Source organism: Flavobacterium sp. CR10, from assembly GCF_055814415.1.
On sequence record NZ_CP185985.1, the window covers coordinates 1,255,172 to 1,274,532 of the forward strand.

The 19,361-nt window shown below is 33.7% G+C and carries 15 protein-coding genes; 7 read left to right on the forward strand and 8 right to left on the reverse strand.

Annotated features, from left to right (window positions below):
• Positions 1-77 precede the first annotated feature (77 nt).
• A complete protein-coding gene (locus ACNRYB_RS05740; protein ID WP_473729490.1) occupies positions 78-644 on the forward strand; it encodes a hypothetical protein in 567 nt (188 codons plus the stop codon).
• Between the two features lie 114 nt (positions 645-758).
• On the opposite strand, the gene ACNRYB_RS05745 is transcribed toward ACNRYB_RS05740, so the two are convergent.
• Positions 759-1,112 (reverse strand): hypothetical protein, encoded by a 354-nt coding sequence (locus ACNRYB_RS05745; RefSeq protein WP_091128762.1) that lies wholly within the window; start codon positions 1,110-1,112, stop codon positions 759-761.
• 82 nt (positions 1,113-1,194) lie between these two features.
• Complete coding sequence (locus tag ACNRYB_RS05750; protein ID WP_473729491.1) at positions 1,195-2,169, reverse strand: polyprenyl synthetase family protein; 975 nt, start codon at positions 2,167-2,169, stop codon at positions 1,195-1,197.
• 264 nt (positions 2,170-2,433) lie between these two features.
• Here ACNRYB_RS05750 and ACNRYB_RS05755 point away from each other — a divergent pair, with 264 nt between their 5' ends.
• The 6 genes from ACNRYB_RS05755 (at position 2,434) to ACNRYB_RS05780 (ending at position 11,006) form a co-directional block, all read left to right on the forward strand.
• A complete protein-coding gene (locus tag ACNRYB_RS05755; protein WP_129745966.1) occupies positions 2,434-2,955 on the forward strand; it encodes a YceI family protein in 522 nt (173 codons plus the stop codon).
• A 108-nt stretch (positions 2,956-3,063) separates the two neighbouring features.
• The gene (locus ACNRYB_RS05760; RefSeq protein ID WP_473729492.1) at positions 3,064-3,663 is read left to right on the forward strand and encodes a TetR/AcrR family transcriptional regulator; all 600 of its coding nucleotides are present in this window, start codon (positions 3,064-3,066) and stop codon (positions 3,661-3,663) included.
• A 93-nt stretch (positions 3,664-3,756) separates the two neighbouring features.
• The gene (locus tag ACNRYB_RS05765; protein ID WP_129745968.1) at positions 3,757-5,088 is read left to right on the forward strand and encodes a TolC family protein; all 1,332 of its coding nucleotides are present in this window, start codon (positions 3,757-3,759) and stop codon (positions 5,086-5,088) included.
• 12 nt (positions 5,089-5,100) lie between these two features.
• Positions 5,101-6,168, forward strand: coding sequence for an efflux RND transporter periplasmic adaptor subunit (locus ACNRYB_RS05770; RefSeq protein WP_008466154.1), 1,068 nt, complete (start codon positions 5,101-5,103; stop codon positions 6,166-6,168).
• A gap of 91 nt (positions 6,169-6,259) precedes the next feature.
• The gene (locus tag ACNRYB_RS05775; RefSeq protein WP_473729493.1) at positions 6,260-9,436 is read left to right on the forward strand and encodes an efflux RND transporter permease subunit; all 3,177 of its coding nucleotides are present in this window, start codon (positions 6,260-6,262) and stop codon (positions 9,434-9,436) included.
• Positions 9,437-9,710: 274 nt separating this feature from the next.
• The gene (locus tag ACNRYB_RS05780) at positions 9,711-11,006 is read left to right on the forward strand and encodes a TCR/Tet family MFS transporter (RefSeq protein WP_473729494.1); all 1,296 of its coding nucleotides are present in this window, start codon (positions 9,711-9,713) and stop codon (positions 11,004-11,006) included.
• Positions 11,007-11,046: 40 nt separating this feature from the next.
• On the opposite strand, the gene ACNRYB_RS05785 is transcribed toward ACNRYB_RS05780, so the two are convergent.
• From ACNRYB_RS05785 to ACNRYB_RS05810, 6 genes are all read right to left on the reverse strand, one after another.
• A complete protein-coding gene (locus tag ACNRYB_RS05785) occupies positions 11,047-12,546 on the reverse strand; it encodes an RNA-binding domain-containing protein (RefSeq protein WP_473729495.1) in 1,500 nt (499 codons plus the stop codon).
• A 109-nt stretch (positions 12,547-12,655) separates the two neighbouring features.
• Positions 12,656-13,093 (reverse strand): retropepsin-like aspartic protease, encoded by a 438-nt coding sequence (locus ACNRYB_RS05790; RefSeq protein WP_129745971.1) that lies wholly within the window; start codon positions 13,091-13,093, stop codon positions 12,656-12,658.
• The gene (locus ACNRYB_RS05795; protein WP_473729496.1) at positions 13,029-15,665 is read right to left on the reverse strand and encodes a CHAT domain-containing protein; all 2,637 of its coding nucleotides are present in this window, start codon (positions 15,663-15,665) and stop codon (positions 13,029-13,031) included. Before ACNRYB_RS05795 ends, ACNRYB_RS05790 begins: the two co-directional genes overlap by 65 nt.
• A gap of 151 nt (positions 15,666-15,816) precedes the next feature.
• A complete protein-coding gene (locus tag ACNRYB_RS05800) occupies positions 15,817-17,769 on the reverse strand; it encodes a DUF7849 domain-containing protein (RefSeq protein ID WP_473729497.1) in 1,953 nt (650 codons plus the stop codon).
• A 111-nt stretch (positions 17,770-17,880) separates the two neighbouring features.
• Positions 17,881-18,864, reverse strand: a complete 984-nt coding sequence (locus ACNRYB_RS05805; protein ID WP_473729498.1) for a hypothetical protein — start codon at positions 18,862-18,864, stop codon at positions 17,881-17,883.
• 183 nt (positions 18,865-19,047) lie between these two features.
• Positions 19,048-19,347 carry a hypothetical protein gene (locus tag ACNRYB_RS05810; protein WP_473729499.1) on the reverse strand — a complete coding sequence of 100 codons (300 nt, stop codon included), beginning with the start codon at positions 19,345-19,347 and terminating at the stop codon, positions 19,048-19,050.
• Positions 19,348-19,361: the final 14 nt, after the last annotated feature.

Sequence of the window (19,361 nt, forward strand, 5' to 3'; positions counted from 1 at the left end):
AAGTACAACAATCGCATTTATTTAAATCTTTTTTTTACGTACTTTTACGTAAAAATTTGTTAAAATAAACGTTAACTATGAATAAAATTCAATTTTCAATCGATTGCAGATATTTTTTTGTGATTTTGGCTGTCTTATTTTCAAGTTATAGTATTGCACAACAAAAATATGTCATTGACAATAGTAACCATTTTTGGGATAAAGTTCAATTTGGAGGTGGTTTAGGTCTCGGATTTGGTTCAGGATATACCAATATCTCGGTAATGCCGAGTGCCATTTATAATGTTAACGAAATTGTAGCAGTTGGAGCAGGTCTTCAATTTGGCTATTTATATCAAAAAAATTATTACGAATCTTTCGTTTGGGGAGGAAGCCTTATAGGGTTAGTAAATCCAATTCCTGAAATCCAATTATCAGCTGAATTGGAACAAGTAAGAGTCGATAGCCAATATGAAGCAGGATATGATATTTATGGTCGTTATTATCCTTCCTATTCAGATAGTTATTGGAATACTGCACTATATCTAGGAGCAGGTTATAGAACAGGAAATGTGACTATTGGAGCCCGTTACGATGTTTTGTATGATCCTAATAAAAGTCTTTACGGCTCAGGATTTATGCCTTTTGTGAGAGTGTATTTTTAGAGGTTCAAAGGTTCATAGTAACAAAGGTTCAAAGTTCTATCTAAAATATCAGGAAACTGTTCGCAAAGAAAGGAAGCCTTTGTTGCTTTGCTACTTTGTACCTTTGCACCTTTACTACTTGTAGTAATTTCGAAACCAAACCTTCTGCCATTCTCTTTTTAAAATTAAGAAAGCAACTTGTTCAGCAAGAATGACTAAATCAGAACCATCTAGTTGTTTGATTTCATTTTCTGGAACGTCAATGATATAAAGGAGATTTAAATATTCAGCAAATTTATACTGAATCATTCTATAGACTTTTTCGTGAAGCTGAATTTTTAATTCATCTGGAGAAATGCTCATTGGAAAATCAATTCCTTCATTCGCTAAATTAAAATCTTTATTAAGCTGTTCAATAAGACTCAGATATAAAGTCTCTGCTTGCGCCTGCGCTAATAATGATTCGGTATTTGCTGGTGCTACAAACATATGATTTTAGATTTTAGATTTTAGATTACTGATTTATGATTGTAGAATTTGTTATTGAAATTGATTTTTGAATTGCTAGTTTTTAAACTTTACGTCCCATTAAATTTTCTCCGAAAGTTCTCAAAACGTCTTTCTTTTCATTGCTAATTTCCATTTTTTCTAACGTTTCAAAAGCTTTAAAAGTGTACATTTCGATTGCTTCCTGAGTGGCTTTTGATGCTCCGGATTCGTTGAAAATGGCTTTAGCGGTTGCTATTTTTTCTGTATTATCTTCCAGTTGAAGCGTGAATAATTTTTCTAATTCAGAAGCTTTTTCATCAGAAGAAAACTCTAAGGCTTTTAGATATAAATATGTTTTTTTATTTTCTATAATATCTCCTCCAACTTGTTTTCCAAAAGTTTCTGGATCTCCAAAAGCATCTAGATAATCGTCTTGAAGTTGGAATGCTAATCCTAAATTTAATCCGAAATCGTAAATTAGATCTGCTTCTTTTTCAGAAGTTTTAGCCACAATGGCACCCATTTTCATGGCAGCAGCAACCAACACAGCCGTTTTGTATTCAATCATTTTAAGATATTGCGGAATCGTAACATCTTTACGAGTTTCAAAATCTACATCCCATTGTTGTCCTTCACAAACTTCAAGAGCTGTTTTGCTGAATAATTTGGCAAGATTTCTAAAAACACTTGGTTCGTATTGCTCAAAATACTGGTAAGCTAAAATCAGCATGGCATCTCCAGAAAGAATTCCAGTGTTTAGATTCCATTTTTCATGCACAGTAACTTGTCCTCTTCTCAAAGGCGCATCGTCCATAATATCGTCATGAACGAGCGAAAAGTTATGAAAAACTTCAACCGCCATTGCTGCCGGAAGCGCAACCGAATAATCAGTGTCAAAAACCTCTGCAGCCATTAAAGTTAAAACAGGACGGATACGTTTTCCGCCTAGTCCTAAAATGTATTCTATTGGTTCGTAAAGATTTTTAGGGTCTTTATGTATGTTCTGGCTTTGTAGATAATTAATAAAAAAATCTTGGTACTGACTTATATCGTGCATAATAAATTCTGATTTCGCGGCTCAAAGATACAATTCAAATATGAATTTCTAAGAATGAAATGTTAAAAGCTTGTCGGGCTTTAAAATGGCTTTTAACCGTTCTCATTTTTAATATGTTAAAAAAAAATCTAAAAAACTCGGAAACTTTTTTGGTATTTAGAGTTTCCTGTCTATATTTGCAACATTAAAATGGAAACTGAGAACACTGTAAAAGTTTCCGTGTAAAGTTTTAATGATTTGTAAAATCAATTAAATCAGGTATTTATGAAAACAAAATGGACTTTAGATTCTAGCCAGTCAGATGTTTTATTGAAAATGAGACGATCAAGAACTGCTTATTTAGGAGGAGATGCCAATAAATTTGATGGGTATGTAAATATTGAAGATAACGAGATTGAAGATGCTTCTGTAGAATTCTCATTAGATATCAATAACAAAAATGAAAGTTTCCAATCTATAGATGCTTATTTACAGCTTCAAGACTTTTTTGAAGAAGATGAGCATCCAATTATTAGCTTCAAATCGACTTCATTTCAAAAAGTAAATAGAAACATCAATTTCTTCAAAGGAGATTTAACTATAAAAGATATTACCAGAGTAGTGGAGTTAGATGCTGAATTTCTTGGAGAAAATATTTATAACGGAGAAAAGAAAGTAGCTTTTGAAATTAAAGGAAACATCAAACGTGAAGACTTTGGTTTAGATTACAGCTCTTTCAATCACGCTTCAGGCGCCGCTTTAGGTAAAGACATTAAACTTATCGCAAATTTAGAATTTAGCATATAAATCTTACCAAATCAATAAATTGATGTAAAATTATTACAAATAAACAGGAAACTATTTTTTTAATTTTAGTTTCCAAAGTATATTTGTGATGCAATTCGAGAATTTAAAATGAAAGAGAAGATTATAGCAAAAGCAAGCGAATTGTTTTTAAAGCTTGGTTTTAAGAGTGTTACAATGGATGATATTGCGGGTGAGATGTGTATTTCGAAAAAAACGATTTACAAGTATTTCTGCAATAAGGAAGTTCTGATTGAAGAAAGCACTTCATTAGTTCACGGTCAGGTACACGAAATCATGGATACTATTATTGCAAAGAATTATAATGCTATTCATGAAAATTTTGAGATTAGAGAAATGTTTCGTGATATGTTTAAAAACAATACGGATACGTCACCAATCTATCAGTTGAAAAAGCATTATCCTGAGATTTATCAGAATATTTTGTCTTTCGAAATTGATCAGTGTACCCAGCTTTTTAGAGAAAATATCGAAAAAGGAATTCGCGAGGAACTTTATAGAAGTGATCTGAATGTAGAGGTTTACGTTAAATTTTATTACACTCTAGTTTTTCATATAAACGAAAATACGGTTTCTGAAAGTGAAGCGCAAAGAATAGAGCTGGAAGCCTTAGAGTATCATACTCGTGCAATGGCGACTGAAAAGGGGGTAGAGGAATTAGAAAAACAATTAAAAAAGATTAGCAATTAATTATTATCCAAATTGTCGTCATTTTTCTGAGAGAGTTGTAAAAGATGAAATGACGATGCCATCTCAAATTTTAAAAATAAATAATAACTACTTATGAAAAGAATCCTTCTTATATTTTTGTGCACCATTGGCTTGTCTGTCAACGCACAAACCACTTTAACCCTGAAAGATGCTGTTAATTATGCGCTTCAAAATAAAGCTGACGCTAAAAAAGCAAAACTTCAGGTAGAAAATAGTGAGTATCAGATTCAGGAAATACGTTCGAGAGCTTTACCGCAAATTAGTGCAAACGGGAATTTAACATATAATCCGGTAATTCAGACAACAGTTATTGATGGAGCTGCATTTGGCGCACCAGGAACTACGATTCAGGCAGCATTTGGCCAAAAATGGACATCAACTGCAGGGATTTCTTTGACTCAAGCATTATTTGATCAGTCTGTTTTTACAGGTTTAAGAGCAGCAAAAACGACTCGTGAGTTTTATCAAATAAACGATCAGTTAACTGAAGAACAAGTTATTGAGAGAGTTGCAAATAACTACTATTCAGTTTATGTGCAAAGAGAAAGACTTATTCTTTTAGATAGCAACTATGTAAATACGCAAAAAGTTCGTGATATTGTTCAAGGGCAGTTTAATAATGGTTTGGCTAAAAAAATTGATTTAGATCGTATTATCGTAAAACTGTCTAACATTGATACAGATCGTCAGCAGGTTAAAAATCAAATCGAGTTACAGGAAAATGCATTGAAGTTTTATATGGGTATGCCTATAGAAACTCAAATTGTGATGCCAAAAGAAGAATTTGAAGTTGTGCCAGCTGCTTTAACACAAGAGCCGAATATTGAAAACAGAACAGAATATTTGCTTTTGAAAAAACAAGAAGAACTTTTAGTATTCAATAAAAAAGCTGTTGAAGCGGGTTATTATCCTACACTTTCATTATCTGCGGGTTACAATTATATCGGACAAGGACCTGAAATGCCTTGGTTTGCAAAACCAGAAAAAGGAGTGTATTGGTCAGATTTCTCAGCTATTGCTTTAAACTTACACGTGCCAATCTTTACAGGTTTCGGAACTCGTGCAAAAGTTAGACAAGCCGATGTTCAAATTAGAGAACTGCAAGAAGATATCAAAGACACTAAACTTTCTCTTGATTTAGATTATAGAAATGCAATGACACAGATTAATAATAATCTTGTAACTATTGAAAATCAGAGAGAAAATATGCGTTTAGCGTTAGAAATTCTAAGCAATACCAAAAATAATTACCTTCAAGGTTTAGCATCTTTAACCGATTTGCTAGACGCAGAAAACGCATCACTTGAAGCTCAAAATAACTTTACAAGAGCGGTTTTAAATTATAAAATTGCCGAAATATCTCTAATCAAATCAAAAGGCGAACTTAAATCTCTTACTAAATAACAAATTATTACAATGAAGAAAATAATTATAACAGTCGTAATCATAATTGTAGCTTTTTTTGGAGTTAGCTACATTTTAAATAAGAACAAAGCAGAAAACGAAGCGAAAACTGCCATTGTAGCAGAAAAAAACGCAGCAGTTTCTGTAAAAGTGGCTACAGTAAAAACTGAAGATGTAAACTTGGCTTTTACTGCTAACGGAAACTTTGTGCCAATTCAGGAATTGACTTTCTCTGCTGAAAAATCTGGAAAAGTAATTAGTGTTTTAGTAAAAGAAGGTGACTATGTAAAAGTAGGACAAACTCTTTTAACAGTAAGAGGAGATGTTATCAACGTAAACGCTCAAGCAGCTGAGGCAGCATACCAAAATGCAAAATCTGATTATGCTAGATATGAAAATGCTTTTAAAACAGGTGGTGTTACAAAACAACAATTAGATCAGGCAAAATTGGCTTTAACAAACGCTCAATCTAATTATACTCAAGCAAAAATCAATGTTGGAGATACAAGAGTAAAAGCGCCAATTAACGGTTACATCAACAAAAAATATATTGAACCAGGTTCTATTTTAGCTGGAATGCCTGCAACAGCCTTATTTGACATCGTAAATGTTTCTAAATTAAAACTGAATGTTACTGTAAACGAAACTCAAGTAGCAAGCTTAAAATTAGGCAGCACAGTAAACATTACAGCAAGCGTTTATCCTGACAAAACTTTCTCAGGAAAAATTACTTTCATCGCTGCAAAAGCAGATGCTTCTTTAAATTTCCCTGTAGAAATTGAAATTACAAACAATGCAAGCAATGACTTAAAAGCAGGTATGTACGGAACTGCAACTTTCGGTTCAACAAACCAAAAACAAAACTTAAAAGTAGTTCCGAGAAATGCATTTGTTGGTAGTGTGAGCAGTAACGAAATCTTTGTTGTAGAAAACGGCGTTGCTAAATTGAGAAAAGTAGTTGCTGGAAGAATTTTAGGAGATAAGGTTGAAATTATCAGCGGTTTAAATGACGGAGAAACTGTAATTGTTACAGGTCAAATCAACCTACAAGACGGAAATACAGTAGAAATTATTAAATAATTATTTGGCTATAAGCATTAAGCGATAGGCTATAAGCAATTTAAAAGCTTAAAGCCTACTGCCTAAAGTTTAAAGCATAAAGAAAAAATATATGAAATTAGCCGAAATATCCATAAAACGTCCGTCGTTGGTAATTGTATTGTTTACAATTCTGACACTAGGTGGATTGTTCAGCTACAGCCAATTAGGCTACGAGCTGATCCCAAAATTCGAAACCAACGTAATTACGGTTTCAACTGTATATCCTGGAGCTTCTCCAAGTGAGGTTGAAAATACAGTAACAAAGAAAATTGAAGATGCGATTGCGTCTTTGGAAAATATCAAGAAAATCGACTCGAAATCTTACGAGAGCCTTTCGATTGTATCGATCACATTGACTTCAAATGCGAATGTTGATATTTCGATGAATGATGCGCAGCGTAAAATCAATGCGATTTTGAGTGATTTGCCAGACGATGCGGATCCGCCGTCATTGACTAAATTCTCTTTGAGTGATTTACCAATTATGACGCTTGGTGCGAATGGTAAAATGGACGAAGCAGCTTTCTACGATTTGATCGATAAAAAGATTGCTCCAGTTTTATCTCGTGTACAAGGGGTTGCTCAGGTAAATATTATTGGTGGTCAAGAGCGTGAGATTCAGGTAAACCTTGACGCAGTAAAAATGCAAGGTTATGGACTTTCAGTTCCTCAAGTGCAGCAGACCATTTTGAGTTCAAACTTGGATTTCCCAACAGGTAACATCCAGACTCGTAATCAAAAAATCTTAATCCGTTTAGCGGGTAAATATAAAAATGTTGACGAATTAAGAAACTTAGTGGTTTCTTCTCAAAACGGAATCCAAATTCGTTTAGGAGAAATTGCAGATGTTCAGGATACGCAAAAAATTGCAGAGAAAATTGCGCGTGTAGATCAAAAAAGCGCGATTGTACTTCAAATTGTAAAACAATCAGATGCTAATGCCGTTGCGGTAAGTGAGCAGTTGATTAAAACAATTAAAACTTTAGAGAACGATTATAAATCGGCTCAATTAAAATTAGAAGTTGCAAAAGACAGTACAGTTTTTACTCTTGAAGCAGCAGATTCTGTTGTACATGACTTGTTAATTGCGGTTATTCTGGTAGCATTCGTAATGTTGTTCTTCTTGCACAGTATTAGAAACTCATTGATCGTAATGGTGTCTATTCCAGCATCTTTGATTGCAACATTTATTGGAATCTATTTATTAGGTTATACACTTAACTTAATGTCTTTACTTGGTTTATCTCTTGTAGTTGGTATTCTTGTGGATGACGCGATCGTTGTACTTGAAAATATTTACCGACACATGGAGATGGGTAAAAGCCGAATTCGTGCCGCTTATGATGGAACTGCCGAAATTGGTGCAACCGTAACTTCGATTACATTAGTAATTGTTGTAGTGTTCCTACCGATTGCGATGAGTACAGGATTGGTATCGAACATTATTACACAGTTCTGTGTCACGGTAATTATTTCTACAATGTTCTCGTTATTGGCTTCATTTACGATTATTCCGTGGTTATCATCACGTTTCGGAAAATTAGAGCATATTGAAGGTAAAAATCTTTTCGGAAAAATTATCCTTGGATTTGAAAGCTACTTAACTCGTTTTACTGACTGGGTATCTCACTTATTAAACTGGTGTTTAGATCACTATATTAAAACAATGGTTGTCATTGTGGTAATGTTCTTTGGTACGATCTTCTGGTTAATGGGAGGCGGATACATTGGAGGAGAGTTCTTCGCATCATCTGATAGTGGTGAGTTCTTGGTTCAAATCGAGATGCCAAAAGACGCTTCGTTAGAACAGACAAACTTTATGACGCAAAAAGCAGAAGCTTTCTTAAAAGGAGAGAAATATGTTTTCAGCCAAATTACAACAGTTGGACAAACCAGTGAAGGTTTAGGAGCAGCTCAGGCAACTGCATACAAAGCAGAGATTGACGTTAAAATGATCGATCAAAAAGATCGTACAGATGACGCCAACGTATACGCTGCAAAAGTGAAACGTAAATTGGAAAAAGTTTTAGTTGGAGCAAAAGTAAAAACAGTTCCTGTAGGTATTTTAGGTACCGCTGAAGACGCTACTTTAGGTTTGATCGTAACAGGTCCAAACGTAGAAAGTGCCATGAAATTTGCTAAACTTGCCGAAGCTGAATTACGCACCATTCCTGGAACAACTGAGATTAAATTAACAGTTGAGGATGGAAACCCTGAGATCAACGTTCAGGTTGACAGAGATAAAATGGCTGCGTTAGGATTAACACTTCAAACAGTTGGTTTAACCATGCAGACTGCTTACAGTGGTAACACAGATGGTAAATTTAGAGCTGGTGAATACGAGTATGACATCAACATTAAATACAACGAATTTGATAGAAAAAATATAACAGACGTTAGTAATTTGATTTTCATCAACAATGCTGGTCAGCAGATTAAATTAAACCAATTCGCCACAATTACAGAAGGTTCTGGACCAAGTAAATTGGAGCGTAGAGATAAAACAGCTTCTGTAACTGTACAAGGTCAGAATGTTGGGGTGCCAGCGGGAACGATTGTTCAGCAATGGCAGGCAAAATTAGATAAATTGCAAAAACCAACCGGAGTTAACTATATCTGGGGTGGTGACCAAGAAAACCAATCGGAAGGTTTTGGTACGTTAGGAATCGCATTATTAGCCGCTATTATTTTGGTTTACCTTGTAATGGTTGGATTGTATGACAGTTTCGTTCACCCGTTTGTCGTATTATTTGCTATTCCGCTTTCGTTCATTGGGGTTTTATTTGCACTTGCATTAACAAACAATACGTTAAATATCTTTACTATCTTAGGGGTAATCATGTTGATTGGTCTGGTGTGTAAGAATGCGATCATGCTTGTCGATTATACGAATCAGCGAAGAGCGGCTGGAGAATCAATCAGAAATGCCTTGATTCAGGCAAACCACGCTCGTTTACGTCCGATCTTGATGACAACAATTGCGATGGTATTTGGTATGTTCCCAATTGCATTGGCATCTGGAGCAGGAGCTGAATGGAAAAACGGATTGGCTTGGGTAATTATTGGAGGTTTGATTTCTTCATTATTCCTTACGTTAATCGTGGTTCCTGTAATCTATGATATTATGGAGAAAATCATTAGAAAATTCTCTAAAGGCGAAAAAATCGACTACGAAGCTGAAATGCACGCGGATTATACGCCAGCAGAATTAAGCGAAGACGGTTTCAATCCTAAACACACTCATTAATAGTTTTAATTTTTGATAGTGAAATTCCGAGCCCGAATTCGGAATTTCACAATGAAAAATCCCAGATTCCTTCAAATTGGAATTTGGGATTTTTTTATTAATACCTTAAAAAAGTTTCACGCAGATTTTACAGATTTTTGGCAGATTTAATTAGAAAAATCTGTATTTATCCGCTTAAATCTTTATTAAATCTGCGTGAAAAAAAAAAGCACTTTCAATTGGAATTTGGAATTTGAACTTTGGAATTTAAACCTTGCGATTTAGGATTTTTTTAATGTTAATTGAAAAATCTGTTTATTTGCATCACCTTACAAAAAATATTATGCTACAAAAAGACAAGTCAGCAGCAATTGGTTTTATTTTCATAACCATGTTAATAGATATTACAGGATGGGGGATTATTATTCCTGTAATACCAAAATTAATCGAAGAATTGATTCACGGTGACATCAGCGAAGCCGCAAAAATTGGCGGTTGGTTAACTTTCGCGTATGCGATAACCCAGTTTGTATTTGCTCCCGTTATTGGAAATTTAAGTGATAAATTCGGAAGAAGACCGATTATCCTGATTTCACTTTTCGGATTTTCATTAGATTATATTTTATTGGCATTTTCTCCAACGATTATCTGGCTTTTTGTTGGAAGGATTATCGCAGGTATAACTGGCGCTAGTATTACAACCGCGTCTGCTTATATTGCCGATGTCAGCACTGCAGAAAACAGAGCAAAAAACTTTGGATTAATTGGAGCTGCTTTCGGATTAGGATTTATCATCGGACCAGTTATTGGCGGACTTTTAGGTCAATATGGCTCTAGAGTTCCTTTTTACGCAGCCGCAGTTCTGTGCATGCTTAATTTCCTTTACGGATTTTTCATTTTACCAGAATCATTAAAAAAAGAAAACAGAAGAGAATTCGACTGGAAACGTGCCAATCCAATCGGAGCTATTTTAGGATTAAGAAAACACCCAACATTAATTGGATTAATTGTTGCTATTTTTTTACTATACGTTGGTTCTCATGCAGTACAAAGCAATTGGAGTTTCTTCACTATCTATCAATTTAATTGGAACGAAAGAATGATCGGAATTTCATTGGGAATAATCGGTTTATTAGTTGGAGTGGTTCAAGGAGGATTGGTTCGTTACATCAATCCGAAAATAGGAAATGAGAAAAGCATTTACACTGGTTTAGCTTTATATACAATCGGAATGCTATTATTTGCTTTTGCAACAGAAAGCTGGATGATGTTTGTGTTTTTAATTCCATATTGCCTTGGCGGAATTGCAGGACCAGCGTTACAATCTGTTGTAGCAAGTAAAGTAGCGCCAAGCGAACAAGGAGAAATTCAAGGAACCTTAACCAGTTTAATGAGCGCTTCTTCTATTATTGGTCCGCCAATGATGGCCAATACATTTTATTTCTTCACTCATGACGACGCACCTTTTAAATTTGCAGGAGCACCTTTTATTTTAGGAGGAGTTTTAATGTTGCTGAGTACAGTTGTAGCTTATTTTTCATTGAAAAAACATGCGGTTCCGAAAATAGAAATTAATAAAAAGAATTTATAACTTTTGGAAGAATTGATTTGTAGAAAGGTAGCTATAATTATTAAGCCCAAAAAGGAATGTACCTTTTATACTTTCTGGAATTGCTAGTAGGATCATCATCTTTTATCAGACCCTCATTTATAGTGTCTTTTATTATTCTAGAGGCTATTGCAGAGTTTTGTTCTTCAATTTGAAAACGTTCCCTTAAACTTTGGTTAGTCATAATGTCATTTGAGACATAACGCAAACATGCATGTTGATAGCACGCTCGGACTTTATCCTTCTTATCTAAATTATTAAGATCTTTATAGCTAAACATTGTGATTCTGGTTCTTTTTTCTGAAACTATAAAATCAACTGCAGGTAATTGAAACATTTCATTATAAAAAATAACCTTATCAATACCACTTCCTTTTTCTTCACATATTCCAAATCGTCTTAAAATATCAGCTAATTTTTCATTTCTTGATATATATTCATCTATAAAGCGTTGTGGTGTTATAAGTGGAAGACCAGGATTTGAAATTTCAATTCTGTCAGAGAATATTTCAATCATGGGAAAACCTTTTTCATTGAAATCTTGGTGAATAAGAGCATTAGCAACTAATTCTCTTATTGCAATTTCTGGATACATTTTAGTCTCTTTTCTAAAAGCTTTTCCTATTTCTTCATTTGCAGGAAGTTGTCCATTGATCCAATCTATTAAACCATCAAAACCAACAGCATATCCTCTTTTTCCTATTTGCTCTCTTATTGTCTCAACTTTATTTTTTCCTTTATAAACAATTACTCTGACGGCTTTTCTACCTATTTCATCGAATTCTTCAAGATTTTTAGCTAAAAGAATAGCTCCTAATTTTGTTATATCATATCTTTCTTTATTCTTTGTTATAAATTTTTCAGAAACAAATTTTTCAATAACACCTTCCTGAGTATTTGGATATGGGAGTTTCAAAAGTTCAAAATAAGTTTGGGAATTTAATAGGCTTATTATTTCTGAAGGAGAAACATTCTCTTTGGCAATACGATTTTCCAATGGTTTGTCTGGAGCTTTCCTCCATATTTTGCCCTCTTTTTCAGGAAATTCGCTTAATTTTCGAGTATAACTTCCAATTCGAATATATGATGTATGAAGAAAATCCACAGGACGATTTTCCGCACAAGGAATTATAATCATTGATATATGTATTCCTTCATCGTATTCAAATTCATGAAATCTAAAGTCAATTTTTGGAGCTAATCGATTAATTAACCAACTTTCTAAATCTTCTCCTCCTTTTTTGTGAGATTTTATTTTAAAAGTTGTGCCAACAACTTTATGAGTTTTATCTTCTATTCCAAAAATTAAATATCCATAGGGCTGATTATGCAAACAGGCTCCATTAGATAATGCAGAAATGCGCTCTCCTATTTCTTCAGAAGAATGATAATTCAATTTAAATTCAACCCATTCACTTTCATTAGGCTGCATTATTAATTCATTTACGATATTTATTAACTTTTTTTGCTCCATAATCAAATAACCATCAAATAAGAAAGCCTTGATTTTACTGGCTTTCAATGTAAAAATACTTCTATTTGTCAAATAACGATCAAATAAGACGTATCTTTTGTTAACAACTTTTTGTTTGTTTTTAAAAAGGAATTTAGTAATAAACCATTTTGTTTCTCTATTTCAAATACAAATAATGGTTAAAATAATCAATAATTGCTTTTCCTTCCAATAGAACATCAGCGCCAATAATGCCATGAACAGGTTTGGCTTTAAAAGATTCTAAAGCTTCATTAACATGCGAAAGATCAAAAATTACGATACTAAAGCCTTTGCTTTTCCAGCTTCCCAATTGCAGTTTATTTTGAGACGAAATCTGTGTTGTCATTCCAGTTCCTCCAGCTCCAGATGCTTTTGTTTTAGAGTTTTTAGCAGAAAGTTCAAAACGTTCAATAGACTCAAAACCCACACAAGTATTGGATGCACCCGTGTCTAAAATGAAATTTCCAGAAATGCCATTAATTTTGGCTTTTATCTGCAAATGCTGTGTTTTAGTTATTTTGAACTTTATTTTTTTGTATTTCTCTATTTTGAGAATTTCGTGAAGATTTTCCATTCCTGTAATGATTGAAACCCAAAAATAAGCCAATTAAACCCAAAAAACTAATGATATATAAGATATAATTGGTTTGCTTTTCAGGTTTTTCGAGCGTGCCGTAATACACAAAAGCGCTCCAGTAATAAGGAGACTTTTTTGCATTTGGAACGTTTTCATCTTTTAAAAACTCCCTTTTTGCATTTGACGTTGCATGTACAAAAGACGAATTGTGTTTTACTTCTTTATAAAAATAATCCATAAACACAGAAGTTGTATAATCGTTTACATTCCACAACGAAAATAATAGATTTTGCGCTCCTGCAAACTGAAAACCTCTTGCGACACTCATGGCGCCTTCGCCTTTATAGAGTTTTCCAATTCCTGTTTCGCAGGCACTCAGAACTACCAAATCAGGATTGAATTGTAAATTATACAATTCAGAAAATAAAACTTCTTGATCGTAGAATTTGATGCTCGCAGGAGTTTCCAAATCGCCCGAAGAAGCGTGTGTGCTGAGATGTATAATCGACTTTCCTATTGCATTGTTTTTGAAATTTGAGAAATCAGCATTTTTATTCTCAAAAAACTGCCCATCAAAATTGTGTTTTATAGACTGCAGTTCATTTTTTGAAAACGGAAGTTCATAATTGGTCTTTTCGAAAATAGGGAAAAGGCCTAAAATATTGTTTTTGCCATTTGAAAGCGTATTCGCATTCAAATATAATTCTGCAGAATTGTTGTAGGCAACATCAAACTTATCCAGCAGATAATGCATTTTGGTAAAATTTGACGTGTTTGAAGTTTCGCTTATTAAAGCTTCAAAAGGCAGAAAAGACAGAATACCGTCTGGAACGAGAATCAAATTTTTATGCTTTTCAAGTTTTGGAATTTGAAGCTTCTGATAGACTTTATTTCCAAGTAAATTATACTTTTTAGGATTGTTGGCAATTGCCGAAGGATCTTTAAAAAGCCCAATGAATGAAAGCAATTCTTTATCAAATGTTTCAATTTTGTGCAGTGTAATTTTTTTATTTTCCAGAGTAAAATTATAAATGCAATGAGCTCCAAAAAAATATTCTATTAATATGGCATTGTCTTTTTCTAATTTGGCGTAAAGTCCAGAAAGATCAAGGCTAGAATTTTTTTTTGAATCCGATTTACTTCGTTTCGTTTTCAAAAGCAGCATCAATTCATTTTGCTTTTTAACGGCTTCATTGATTTTAGAAATGTTCGCCGCTTCTAATTTCTGCTGTTCTTTCAGAATTATGGTATTCCAGTTTTGGAGCTGTTGAAAAATCAATTTTTCTTCTCTCGAGATTATTTCAATATTTTTGAGATGTCTTTTTAATACAACAGATTTTGTATGTTCAGACAATAAAAAAGCACTTTCTATATAATTCATTTTTCGTTCTCTTTCAAACAGTGAAAGATAAATTTCAATGCATTTTTCTGTTCTGTTTCGGTTTCTTACTTGTGTTATAATTTTAGAATTTTCATATACCAAAAGAGATTGGATCATTTCTTCAATTTTAAAGGAAAGCCCGAAACTTTTTAGTGCATTTTTTGGCTGATTTTCAGCTAAAAAAATCAAAGCCTGCAAATCTAAAGCATCTAATAAAACGGTTTCTGCGTAAAGTGAATTCTGATTTGGTAATCTGTTTTTAGAATTCGAAAAGGACGGAAGTAGTGTTTTAAATAGTATCGTAATATTTTCTTGCGCTTCCACTAATTTTCCTTCGCTGAAAGCAATAAAAGCGGCTTCATAATAAAACTGTCCTATTTTTCGAGGTTCTCGTTTCGGATTTTTATTGAATTCTGTTTTCGCCTTTTCGAAAAATTCGGAAGCTTTTTTAAAATCGTTTTGATCTACTTTTAGCTGTGCCAAATTTCGATACGCATTTGCCAAAGTTTCGGTTTGTGTTTTATCATTTTTTAAAAGAGAGACAGCTTTTAAAAATGAAGTTTCTGCTTCAGTTTTTTTAGAAGACAAAACATAGTTTGTTCCCAAATTATTCAATAATAGACCTTTTTCAACAGCAGAAAGTTTTTCGGTCTGGATTGTTTTTTCAATCAATTCTATTGCTTTATAAACGTTACCGGTATTTTGATAAACATTTGAAAGATTAAGAATTGCGGCCGTTTTTTGGCTCTTGTTTTTCTGCTGGCTGGCAATAAAATAATATTGTTTGATAGTGTTTTCGGCATTTTCATAATCGCCCAAAACGGTATATAAATTGCCCAAAGGTTTCAGGCAGAATTCAATTATATCATAATTTTTCAGTTTGTTTTTCTGGTAAATCATCCAAGCTTTTTCGTAGCTTTTTATCGCATCTAAATTCTGTCCAAACTGATTTTCATAATACGCTTTATTGCAATTTAAAATGACAATTGCCAATAATTCATCTTTGGTTTTGGTCTTGGCACTTTTCCAGAAATCACTTTCTATGTTTCTTAAATTCTGCAACGCTTCCGCGGAAGGATTTGCGGTAAAACTATCAACTGCATTATATATTTTAACTTCCTGACTTTGTCCGAAAACATTCAGACACAGGAAAAGAAACATGAAACCATATAAGTGATGTAAGTTCATATTATATTGTTTTTGCCACGAATTTCACGAATTTTCACAAATCGAAACTCAAAATAGCATTACTTAAAATTAGTGGAAATTAGTGAAATTCGTGGCAAAATATTCTTTGCGTGTCTCTGCGTAACCTTTGCGAATCTTTGCGGTATAACCTCTAAAACTTCCAAATTCCATAAACCTGAAAATAATTAAAATTCTGTTCAAAATTAATCACATAACGCGCACCCAAGCTAGGTCCGATTCTAGCAAAACCAGCTGTTAAATCAAATAAAAGCCCCGTTTTAAAGCCTGAGAAATTGTTTTTTATCGTATTAGAACTTGTTGTTGAACTGATTAAAAAGTTTCCTTTATCGCCTTCATAAGTATCGACCGTGATCGTTTGATTCTGTTCTGAATACACATTCACATTCGCTTGAATTCCCGCTCCAACTCCAATATAATTGTTAATGTTATATCGAATTAAAACAGGGATTTCCCAATTGACATTTTTATTTTCAGTGGCAGTTGTGGTGCGTATCAATTGTCTGGTTCCGTTGGCATTTGTATTAAATTCTTCCGATACGTTTACTTTACTATCGTATTTGTTTAAAGCATTTTCCCATTCCACTTGCCAATAAAAACGATACGATTTAAAAGGCGAAAGCGTAGCGCCGACAAAATAGCTTGTCGATTTATCTAAATCAGGATAGAAATTATAACCTGCTTTTGCACCAATCGAAATTCCAGGAAGGAATCGAGTAGTGGCATAATTGGTAATAATAGGTTCGTTTTTATCAAAAATAATGGCGGTTCGGCTTTTGGTTTTCACCTTATGAAAATCTTCGCCAAACTTCATCGAGTATTTCACATAACCTTTTGTGGAATCTTTTTCGTGTACATTTTTCTGTTCGCTTCCAGGAAGATAAATGTTTTTAAAAGTAAAAATGATTTGTTTCTGTTTGATAATAGTATCGAGACAGCTTACAGTTGGTTCTTCACCTTTTGGACAAATCGGACATTCGGGATACATGCTTTCAATCTGAAAAGTTTTTTTGTCAAACATGTCAGGAACATCGGTTTCCAAACGGATTTTTCTCGCAGGACCTTCACCATTATTCTGAAAACGGGTTTTAAAATTTACTCGTTTGAAACGCACTAATCTGTAATTCATAAAACTTCCGTTAGAACCCATTTTGTTTGGATCGTGAGAAGTTACAATTTCCATTTCCAGATTTTTCACTTTATGGTTTTTATAGCTTCTGTTTGGAACAAAAATTCCGCGCATGGTAACCGTTGCACTGGTATCTTTTATCATTTCGGGAGTAGTTTTGAAAGTATAAAAAATATTTCGGGTTTCTCCCGGATTCGCATCATCAAATTCTAAAATAGAAACATTATGATAGATTTTATTGGCATCTGAAAGCGAAGCATCCAAATCTTCTTCAGTTGTGGTATTTCTATATTTTTTGGTTTTGAAATTCCCTTCGGCGGAAGCCAAAAAAGTATTCGAATCATTTAGATCATCAACAGAAGCGACTAAGGTTTCTTTCACTTCACGTTCGCCCGCATACGTCCTGAAATCGCTTAATTCGAAATTATTGTGTTTAAATTGCTTTTCATTATAAAACAAATAAAGCTTTCCGCTGGAAACATAATTTTCAAGATTCTGATAACTTACTACAACTACCATTTCTTGTTCTGGAATAGGATCACAGTTTTTAATAATCGCAAAACCATTCTGATCGGCGATAGAAGCAATGTCTTTATAATTGGTGTCTGTAACATCGTTTATGGCGACTTTCTTCGGGCGAGTTGCGGGAGGTTTTCCGTTATCGTAATTATTCGTTACAGCAAGTCTTGTTGTGTAAGTTCCTTTGTTTTTATAAACATGTTTAGGTTCGGCTTCTTTGCTGTAATGGCCGTCTCCCAATTCCCATAAATAAGAATAACTTGGCTTTGGCGCACCTGCAATCGGAATCAAAGGCGGCGTTTCTGGTTTAAAAGAAACCTGATTTCCGTTTTGAATAAAACCTATATTGGCTCTTCGTGTTATGGTGTCTTTCACTTTGGTTTGTCCTATTGAAAAAATAGAAAATAGAATAAAGAAAATAGACAGTTGTGGTTTCATAACTAGATAGTTTTGAGGTTTAAAATTTCTGGCTGAAATCTCAAACAAGATTAAATGTAAAAAAAAGTGATGAGCAAATCACCACTTTTTCTCAAAAAAAGCATTTAGAAGTTACTGTATGGCATTAATAGCAGCAACTAGTTGAGCTTCTGTACCGACTGTTGTTTCGGCTAAATTAAATTCGTAAACCGCATTTGCAGAGATTGTAACTCCTTTTATAGCGTAGCGCCAGTTGCCATTATCTTCAGTCGCAAAAATGATGTGGCACGCTAATCCAATCGGAATTTGTCCGTAGTGTTCGCTAAACAAACCTTCAGAAGTAAACGTATCCAGTTTAGCAAGAGCATTTGTACCTTCTCCGTCATAAGAAAGATAAACTGCACTGTTTGTATTATTGTATCCATCTGGGACATCAACCAAAAGAGTTGTTTTTGGTCTTGGATCGCTATAAAAACGGTCTACGTTTGTCCATCCGAAATTGCCGAAAGTGACATAATAATTATTTCCTTCGCCTTGTACGCCGCCTTTTCCGCCAGTTCCGTCAGCATTTGCTTTTGCTTCTCTCCAAGCCAATTCGCCATCTTCATCTATAACTCCAGTCCATAAAGTCATTAAGTTATCAAAACCATTTGTCAATGCTGTTGGAACAATCATGTTCATAGTGCATGAAGTTTTTAATTCGACTCCCCCCTGAGTTGCTTTGATGAAGAATTCTCCTCCAGAAATTAAAAGATTTTTCTTTCCGTCTGCTGTAATTCCCATAGTTGGTTTGTTAGTAACCAACATATTTCCTTTGTCAAAAAGTTCTATGTACTCAATATCGACTTGCCCTGTTACTGGATTTCCGTTTTTGGTTAAACAATCTCCGTTAATGTAAAGCTTTACACCCTTTGCTGAAGTTAAGGTAACAACACCATTTCCAGCGGTCATAGTAAAATTTTGAGTATTTCTTTTTACTCCTTTTTCACTAATGCTTTTAAAGGCAGCCGAAGTAGGAGGCGAAAGTTTAATATCTTCTCCGTCACTATTGTCACAACTTGCAAATGCTGCCATTGCTAATATTAAAAGTCCGATTTTTTTAAAATTTGTTTTCATAATTTTCTAGTTTTTATAAAATCTGTCTTGATTGTTTTCAAGTAGTTTTCAGATTTGGTTAATTAATTTTAATGTTAAATCAATTCGGGTTTGATTTTGTTACCCTCTTTTTCAAAAAATATTTTTAAGGCATTTATATCGTTATATCAATTGAGTTGGAAATTTGTTACCCCATTTTAGTTTTTAAATAGAAATGCATTTGTCTTCAAACAGATTTCCATCTTCGTCAACAGCAACCAAAATGTCTTTTTTACGTGAAAATTTAATAGTCAAATAGATCCAGACAATTAGCCATAGGCCAAAAGTTAGTACGCTTAGAAAAAGATGGAAAGCATGATTTATGATTTTCTTCTCTTTAGACAAAACCACATAAGGCAGTTTTTCATTCTGTTCTGTAATTACAAAACCGTTACGTGTTTTGGCTGCAATTATTTCATAAAAACGATCCAGGTTTTTTTCATCTATAAATTGATAACTTTCCATTTCTTTTAATTTTT

Coding starts and splice junctions, on each gene's coding strand:
- ACNRYB_RS05740 (WP_473729490.1), top strand. CDS start 78: ATGAATAAAATTCAATTTTCAATCGATTGCAGATATTTTTTTGTGATT.
- ACNRYB_RS05745 (WP_091128762.1), bottom strand. CDS start 1,112: ATGTTTGTAGCACCAGCAAATACCGAATCATTATTAGCGCAGGCGCAA.
- ACNRYB_RS05750 (WP_473729491.1), bottom strand. CDS start 2,169: ATGCACGATATAAGTCAGTACCAAGATTTTTTTATTAATTATCTACAA.
- ACNRYB_RS05755 (WP_129745966.1), top strand. CDS start 2,434: ATGAAAACAAAATGGACTTTAGATTCTAGCCAGTCAGATGTTTTATTG.
- ACNRYB_RS05760 (WP_473729492.1), top strand. CDS start 3,064: ATGAAAGAGAAGATTATAGCAAAAGCAAGCGAATTGTTTTTAAAGCTT.
- ACNRYB_RS05765 (WP_129745968.1), top strand. CDS start 3,757: ATGAAAAGAATCCTTCTTATATTTTTGTGCACCATTGGCTTGTCTGTC.
- ACNRYB_RS05770 (WP_008466154.1), top strand. CDS start 5,101: ATGAAGAAAATAATTATAACAGTCGTAATCATAATTGTAGCTTTTTTT.
- ACNRYB_RS05775 (WP_473729493.1), top strand. CDS start 6,260: ATGAAATTAGCCGAAATATCCATAAAACGTCCGTCGTTGGTAATTGTA.
- ACNRYB_RS05780 (WP_473729494.1), top strand. CDS start 9,711: ATGTTAATTGAAAAATCTGTTTATTTGCATCACCTTACAAAAAATATT.
- ACNRYB_RS05790 (WP_129745971.1), bottom strand. CDS start 13,093: ATGGAAAATCTTCACGAAATTCTCAAAATAGAGAAATACAAAAAAATA.
- ACNRYB_RS05795 (WP_473729496.1), bottom strand. CDS start 15,665: ATGAACTTACATCACTTATATGGTTTCATGTTTCTTTTCCTGTGTCTG.
- ACNRYB_RS05800 (WP_473729497.1), bottom strand. CDS start 17,769: ATGAAACCACAACTGTCTATTTTCTTTATTCTATTTTCTATTTTTTCA.
- ACNRYB_RS05805 (WP_473729498.1), bottom strand. CDS start 18,864: ATGAAAACAAATTTTAAAAAAATCGGACTTTTAATATTAGCAATGGCA.
- ACNRYB_RS05810 (WP_473729499.1), bottom strand. CDS start 19,347: ATGGAAAGTTATCAATTTATAGATGAAAAAAACCTGGATCGTTTTTAT.